Source organism: Aeromicrobium sp., from assembly GCF_036675695.1.
In the GTDB taxonomy this organism is placed as follows: domain Bacteria; phylum Actinomycetota; class Actinomycetes; order Propionibacteriales; family Nocardioidaceae; genus Aeromicrobium.
This window is the reverse complement of the sequence record NZ_JAKFEL010000146.1, coordinates 1-4,109: the sequence shown is the minus strand read 5'-3', so window position 1 is coordinate 4,109 and position 4,109 is coordinate 1. Positions and strand designations below refer to the sequence as shown.

The window sequence follows — 4,109 nt, the reverse complement described above, 5'->3', positions numbered from 1 at the left end:
CGACGGGGTGATCGATCCGCGGGACACCCGCTCGATCCTCGGCATCTGCCTCAGCGCCATCAACACCGTGCCCAACAAGGGCGCCGAAGGCTACGGAGTGTTCCGCGTATGAGTGCCTCGATCACCTCTGTACTTGTTGCAAACCGGGGGGAGATTGCGCGTCGCGTCTTCAGCACGTGCCGCGATCTCGGTATCCGTACGGTTGCGGTCTACTCCGATGCTGACGCTGGCGCGCCCTTCATGGGTGACGCCGACGTCGCCGTACGCCTGCCCGGCAACGCGCCGTCCGACACGTACCTGCGCGGGGATCTCGTCATCGCCGCTGCGTTGAAGGCCGGCGCCGACGCGATCCATCCCGGCTACGGCTTCCTGTCGGAGAACGCCGAGTTCGCCCGGGCGGTCGCCAAGGCCGGTCTCACCTGGATCGGCCCGGCGCCCGACACGATCGACTCGATGGGCGACAAGATTCGCGCCAAGGAGCTGATGGACAAGGCCGGAGTACCGATCCTCAGCGTGGACGCGGCCAACGCCCAAAAGTCGGACTTCCCGCTGCTGGTCAAGGCATCGGCGGGTGGCGGCGGTCGCGGAATGCGCATCGTCACCGATCCCAAAGACCTGGAGGGCGAGCTCACCGCTGCAGGCGCCGAGGCACTCTCGGCATTCGGCGACGCGACGGTGTTCGTCGAGCCGTACCTGCCGACCGCTCGACACATCGAGGTCCAGGTAATGGCCGACACCCACGGCACCTGCTGGATCGTCGGCGACCGTGACTGCTCGATCCAGCGCCGCCACCAGAAGGTTGTCGAGGAAGCACCGGCGCCGTCGGTCAGCGACGAGGTGCGCAAGGTTCTGCACGATGCCTCGCGCGCTGCCGTCGAAGCCGTTGGCTATGTCGGCGCAGGCACGGTCGAGTTCCTCGTGGCGGATGCGCACCTGGCGTCCGGCAAGGCGTACTTCCTGGAGATGAACACCCGTCTCCAGGTCGAGCACCCCGTCAGCGAGGAGGTCTTCGGTGTCGACCTCGTCGCAGCGCAGATCCTCGTTGCCGAGGGCAAGCAGCTCGCAGAGGAGCCCGCAGGACCGGAGGGTCACGCGATCGAGGTGCGTCTGTACGCCGAAGACCCCGCCGACGACTGGCAGCCGCAGACCGGAACCGTTCGCACGTTCGATGTGCCTGACGGCCCGGGCCTCCGTGTCGACTCCGGTATCGAGAGCGGATCGGTCATCGGCATCCACTACGACGCCATGATCGCCAAGGTCATTGCCCATGGAGACAACCGCGCCCACGCCGTACGGCTGCTCGGCGATGCACTCCGACGTACCCGCTTGCACGGGGTCACGACCAACATCGACCTGCTTCTTGGCATCCTCGGTGACGAGGAGTTCCGCGCCGAGCGGGTGCACACGGCGCTGCTCGACGAGCGGCTCGCGGACTGGTCCAAGCCGGCGAATGGCGAGCATGCCGTACGCAAGGCCGCCCTCGCGGCAGCACTCGCCGAGGCGGCAAGCAGTACGGCGAACGCCAAGGTGCTGGGACGCATCCCGACCGCTTACCGCAATGTGCCGAGCCAGGAACGTACGCGTTCGTACACGATCGGCACCGAGGAGATCACTGTCTCCTACCGCGGCATCCGAACCGGGCTCGTCCAGTCTGAGCTCGAGGGCGTCACGATCGGTGCGGTAACGCCGACGCGAGTCGTGCTCGACGACGACGGTCTCACCGAGACGTACGCCGTCGCAGTCGGTTCTGGCTGGGTCGACGTCGACGGCCCGGGTGGATCGTTCGACTTCACACCGGTCCCGGAGTCCGTCGATCCGGCGGATGTCATCGCCGAGGGCTCACTGCTCGCTCCGATGCCGGCCGCCGTCATGAGCGTCGCAGTCACCGAAGGACAACACGTCACCAAGGGCGACATCGTGGTCGTCCTTGAAGCCATGAAGATGCAGCACACCATCACGGCGCCGTACGACGGCGTCGTCACCGAGCTGTCGGCCACCGCCGGCGCGCAAGTCGAATCTGGCGCCGTACTGGCAGTCATTGAAGGAGAAGCAGAATGAGCAACTTCACCGAGACCGAAGAGCGCCTGGCGCTTCGCAAAGCAGTCTCTGACCTGGGCAAGAAGTTCGGTCGCGACTACTTCGAGCAGGCCGCCAAGCACGGTCGCAAGACGACTGAGCTGTGGGAGGAAGCCGGCAAGCTCGGCTACCTCGGCGTCGCAGTGCCGGAGGAGTTCGGTGGCGGTGGCGGAGACATCGGCGACCTCGCCGCCGTATGCGAGGAGCTCGCTGCAGCTGGCAGCCCGCTGCTGCTGATGGTGGTCTCACCGGCGATCGTCGGCACAATCATCGCGCAGTTCGGCACGCAGGAGCAGAAGGAGCGCTGGCTGCCCGGCCTCGCCGACGGCACCTCGACGTTCGCGTTCGGGATCACCGAGCCCGATGCGGGGTCCAACTCGCACAAGATCATCACCACGGCCTATCGCACTGACGATGGCGGCTGGCGACTCACGGGCACCAAGACCTACATCTCGGGCGTCGACGAGGCCAGCCACGTGCTCGTCGTCGCGCGTACGGAGGATGCCAAGACCGGCAACCTCAAGCCTGCGCTGTTCCTCGTACCAGTCGATTCGAAGGGCTTCACGTTCCAGGAGATCGACATGGGACTGACCTCGCCGGAGAAGCAGTTCACGCTGTTCTTCGACGACGTCCTGCTGCCCGCTGACACTCTGATCGGCAGCGAGGACGCCGGCATCGACCAGCTCTTCGCCGGCCTCAACCCCGAGCGCATCATGGGCGCCTCGTTCGCCACCGGCACGGCGCGTCTCGCGCTGGCCAAGGCGACGGAGTACGCCAAGGAGCGTCAGGTCTGGAAGGCACCGATCGGCTCGCACCAGGCGATCGCTCACCCGCTCGCCGAGTCGTACATCGAGATCGAGATGGCTCGCCTGATGACCCAGAAGGCGGCCGCGCTTTACGTCGCCGGCGACTTCATGGCGGCAGGCGAGGCGGCCAACATGGCGAAGTACGCAGCCGGCGAGGCCGTGTGCAACGTCGTCGACCGCGCCATCCAGACGCACGGTGGCAACGGTCTGGCCAACGAGTACGGTCTGGTGCAGATGCTGGCGGGCTCGCGCCTGTCGCGCATCGCGCCGGTGAGCAAGGAGATGGTGCTCAACTTCATCGCCCAGTTCTCGCTCGGCCTGCCGAAGTCCTACTGAGAGGCAAGCATGACTGAGCTCGTACATCTCGAGGTTGCCGATCAGGTCGCCACGATCACGCTGGACAGCGACCACAACCGCAATGCGCTGAGCCGCCAGCTCGTCAGCGAGCTGCTGGCGCACCTGACGACGGCCGGTGCGGACACCGCGGTGAAGGCGGTGCTGGTCCGTTCGGCCGGCTCGGTGTTCTGCTCTGGTGCTGACCTCTCGGAGGCATCGGCCGACGGGATGGTCGAGGGTGCCAAGACAGTCGTCGCCCTGCAGCGCCAGATCGCGACCCTCGACAAGCCTGTTGTCGTGGAGCTCGGCGGACCCGTACGGGCTGGTGGCCTCGGCATCGTCGGCGCTGCCGACATCGTGATCGCCGGTGAGTCGGTGACATTCCAGCTCACCGAGGTACGCCTCGGACTCGCGGCTGCCGTCATCTCGCTGTCGCTGCTGCCGCGGTTCACCGACCGTGCCGCGGCTGATCTCTTCCTGACGGCCCGCAAATTCGATGCCGCAGAAGCCGCTCGCGTCGGTCTGATCACCCGCGCTGTTTCGGACTCCGAGCTTCAGGGTGACGTCGCACGTGTACTCGGTGACCTGGTCAAGGGCTACCCGCAGGGTCTGCGCGAGTCCAAGAAGCTGCTCAACCACGATCTGGTCGCCCGCATCGACGCACTCGGCGAGCAGGTGGCGGCGCAGTCGGCCGCTCTGTTCGGGAGTGACGAGGCACGCGAGGCGATGACAGCGTTTCTCAGCAAGAAGTAGTCGATTTCGCGTGGCGTCCGCCACCTGAGAGCCGCCTGCGGAATAGATCACCCACCGCCTAGACTTATGAGTTCGACAAACGGCAAAGGGGCTGGGGTGACGACACACAGCGCTGAGCACATTGCTCAGCAAGAAGTC

Annotated in this window: 3 protein-coding genes; all 3 read left to right on the top strand. The window is 66.1% G+C overall.

Annotation, left to right across the window (positions count from 1 at the left end; all coding sequences use genetic code 11):
- Nucleotides 1–108: 108 nt before the first annotated feature.
- From V6M39_RS09075 to V6M39_RS09065, 3 genes are read left to right on the top strand one after another with little or no spacing between them, the layout of a single operon-like run.
- Nucleotides 109–2,058: an ATP-binding protein gene (locus V6M39_RS09075; RefSeq protein WP_332643498.1), complete on the top strand. Its 1,950-nt coding sequence runs from the start codon at nt 109–111 to the stop codon at nt 2,056–2,058.
- A complete protein-coding gene (locus tag V6M39_RS09070) occupies nt 2,055–3,218 on the top strand; it encodes an acyl-CoA dehydrogenase family protein (RefSeq protein ID WP_332643497.1) in 1,164 nt (387 codons plus the stop codon). Before V6M39_RS09075 ends, V6M39_RS09070 begins: the two co-directional genes overlap by 4 nt.
- Before the next feature lie 9 nt (nt 3,219–3,227).
- Nucleotides 3,228–3,971, top strand: a complete 744-nt coding sequence (locus tag V6M39_RS09065) for an enoyl-CoA hydratase-related protein (RefSeq protein ID WP_332643496.1) — start codon at nt 3,228–3,230, stop codon at nt 3,969–3,971.
- Nucleotides 3,972–4,109: the final 138 nt, after the last annotated feature.

What these genes read in the sequence shown, in the direction of transcription:
- V6M39_RS09075 (WP_332643498.1), top strand. Translation starts at nt 109, where the DNA reads ATGAGTGCCTCGATCACCTCTGTACTTGTTGCAAACCGGGGGGAGATT.
- V6M39_RS09070 (WP_332643497.1), top strand. Translation starts at nt 2,055, where the DNA reads ATGAGCAACTTCACCGAGACCGAAGAGCGCCTGGCGCTTCGCAAAGCA.
- V6M39_RS09065 (WP_332643496.1), top strand. Translation starts at nt 3,228, where the DNA reads ATGACTGAGCTCGTACATCTCGAGGTTGCCGATCAGGTCGCCACGATC.